The 2,579-nt window shown below is 40.5% G+C and carries 3 protein-coding genes; all 3 read right to left on the minus strand.

Annotated elements, in window-relative coordinates; genetic code table 11:
• Positions 1 to 191: 191 nt before the first annotated feature.
• Positions 192 to 752, minus strand: a complete 561-nt coding sequence (locus tag KCG35_RS24535) for a hypothetical protein (protein ID WP_215822486.1) — start codon at positions 750 to 752, stop codon at positions 192 to 194.
• Between the two features lie 578 nt (positions 753 to 1,330).
• On the minus strand, positions 1,331 to 1,867 hold the full coding sequence (locus KCG35_RS24540) for an RES family NAD+ phosphorylase (protein WP_215822487.1): 537 nt from the start codon (positions 1,865 to 1,867) through the stop codon (positions 1,331 to 1,333).
• A complete protein-coding gene (locus KCG35_RS24545; protein WP_215822488.1) occupies positions 1,864 to 2,226 on the minus strand; it encodes an antitoxin Xre/MbcA/ParS toxin-binding domain-containing protein in 363 nt (120 codons plus the stop codon). Before KCG35_RS24545 ends, KCG35_RS24540 begins: the two co-directional genes overlap by 4 nt.
• Positions 2,227 to 2,579: the final 353 nt, after the last annotated feature.

Here is a 2,579-nt window from a genome sequence, read left to right on the forward strand (position 1 = left end):
GGTCCGTTGGAATGAAATCACCCAAGATCGAGACATTAACTACCTAAATTGTACCTTTTTAAAAGGTGCATACTTACATCAATAAAAACCACGTATAGCAAGACTTACAGAGAGGTACGCGTGTATGCGTACCATCATCAGGGGGTCTTCCGCTAGATACTAGCTTTTACCCAACGATGAAATAAACAACTCTATTTATTTTCATTTTTCCATTCATTGATGAAGCCATCCTTTATTCTTGATGGTAAGCCTTCATGCCACCACTGATAAACTTCAGGTAATGTATCTTCTTTGGCTTCATCATAGTCAGGCTCGTAATATTCGTTTACAACCTCTCCATTTTCAAATCGGTAGAATATTTCCCACGGATCATCATCTCCAACGAGGCATGCTCTAACATCAATACCTGGAGCAAGTTTCCCTAAAAACCAGATAATTTTTCTGATAATGTCTATACCACTTCTTCCATGAACAAAATGATAAGAATGATAATCTCCAATCTGCTGCCTACTTTCAGCAACTAAATAACCCGAAGGAGACCCATACACCTTCTTGACGCTTTTTAAAAGACTTTTAACCAGTTCCTTAGCATTATCAGGTGAAACAGCAAGAGCATCGTTTAATAAGTTTTCTTTGGTTTTTTTGAAATTAGGTTCGGGCTTATCATTTATCGTTTTAAAAACTTTAGTTAACTTAGCATTCAACTCTTGATCATGATGCTTTATATAGAGGTTTGTGTGTAATTCAGCCATCTTATTCTTACTCGACACTAAATACTTTAAATGTATATATGTTCCCTCAGTCGCCATACTTGACTTTTCAAGCTCAGCATATTTTCCAAGGGGACACCAAACACCGGAACTGTATACTGTATATATTAACAGTATTTTTAATGCTATGAAACAACTGTTTCGTGTCCCTTCGGGGCTTTGTTGCAGTACTGAATCATCTGGTCTTTTGAGGTTGTTTAGACAGATTTATAGCTTTGAGGCATGCCCAGCGACGTAAATTGAAGCCCTTTAGCGTGACAAACCACCTAACTTAGGTGTGAGACTTTATTGTAGGTCTACACCTGTCTAGTCTAAAAAACGGGAACAAACGTGTTCCCTCAGTGAATATGCGAAGCCATGAAAGTTAGATTATGCACAACTGCTAAGGGGACATAGAGCATCTATAATATAAAAACAGGCCAACAACATAGGTAAACTTCCTTAAGTATATTAGCTGCAGAATCTAAAAGAATTAAAGGATCGTTCATGCGTTGTATAACCTCATCTTTATTAATGCATACTCTGGTCATAGCTGGAACTTAGCCAGTCCTATTTATTAACTATTTTTCATCCCACGATTTTTGGTTCTTGGGTAACCTAGACTCATCGTCGATGACGACAACTGTATTAGGTTCTTTTTCCCAGCTCCAAAAGACCCAGTTAATGTCTTGGGCTGTCGCATTATTTGCAAAGCTTTGAACACGAATGCCTGCAACATCATGTTGGATGAGCTTTTTCGCTAATTCCCAGGTAGGTGGTGTTTCACCATTAACAACTATCAATTCCCAAGGAGATGCCAACTCATTAAAGCTGGTACCTATTGCTGACAAGGTGCCTGGCTGTGTGAGGTCTAAAACACGTTTACAGTCAGCTTGATAAGTACAAAGTGTCAGTGGTTGAGTTTTATAAGGAAATCCTTGCTGGGCCTCTAACCACGCTGTTTCAAAGCGCTCTGATGTATAAAGTGTTGGTATACCTATAGGGTTAAATCGACCACCATGGCGAGCAGCACCTTCTCCTGATGTAGGAAGAAATGACCAGCGAGGGTTATGTGCTCGATACACCTTGCCCTTAAAGCTGATAATAGGCAACTTCAAGCATAACCCCCTTCTGCAATTCTGCTCAGGTACTTTCTCACAGCTTCCGCTTTACCTTGTTTAACCAAATCTTCAGCAGTAAGGCCTCCAAAGGAGGGTAAAGGTTGAGACCGATACCAGGCAAATGCGGCATACACTGAGTCAGTCCAAGGGAGAATTCGATTGATGATTTCGATAACCTCTCGAAGCCTGGTTTGGCTCTTTCTCGTTAGTGCTCTGCTTTTCTTCGACACAGCATCAGCTGATAGCCCTGTAGCAAGCGCAAGCTCTACCTTCGTAATGTGTAACGCAGCAACTAAGGGATCTGTATGGACGTTACCATCTTTACCTATAACGTCACTGATGAACTCACTCCTCATACAACGCCTCTTAAATAGACCATATTTATGGTTATATTAACAGGCGTTAGTTGTAAGTGCAAAGCTGGTGGGTAGCTAAAAAGTTCCGATAACTGCGATTACCGGAAATTTTTTCAGGGGTGGTTGGTATTCTGCGGTGGAGTAGGCGCACTAAGGGCACGAGCAAATAAATCAGCAGCAGCTTATATAGCGAAGAGCTCAAGCTACAACTGGAAGCGCTGCTGGATTTTGATGAAGAAGATCAGAAAGCGGCTAGAACCGTACTTGAAGGTTTAATCCTGCGGCATAACGCTAAAAAAACATTGTGGGGTAATTAAAATTATTCATAAAAGCCTACATCTGTAGGCTTTTTT

Origin of the sequence: Zooshikella harenae, assembly GCF_018837975.1 — a bacterium.
Taxonomy (GTDB): domain Bacteria; phylum Pseudomonadota; class Gammaproteobacteria; order Pseudomonadales; family Zooshikellaceae; genus Zooshikella; species Zooshikella harenae.

What these genes read in the sequence shown, in the direction of transcription:
- KCG35_RS24535 (WP_215822486.1), bottom strand. Translation starts at nt 752, where the DNA reads ATGGCTGAATTACACACAAACCTCTATATAAAGCATCATGATCAAGAG.
- KCG35_RS24545 (WP_215822488.1), bottom strand. Translation starts at nt 2,226, where the DNA reads ATGAGGAGTGAGTTCATCAGTGACGTTATAGGTAAAGATGGTAACGTC.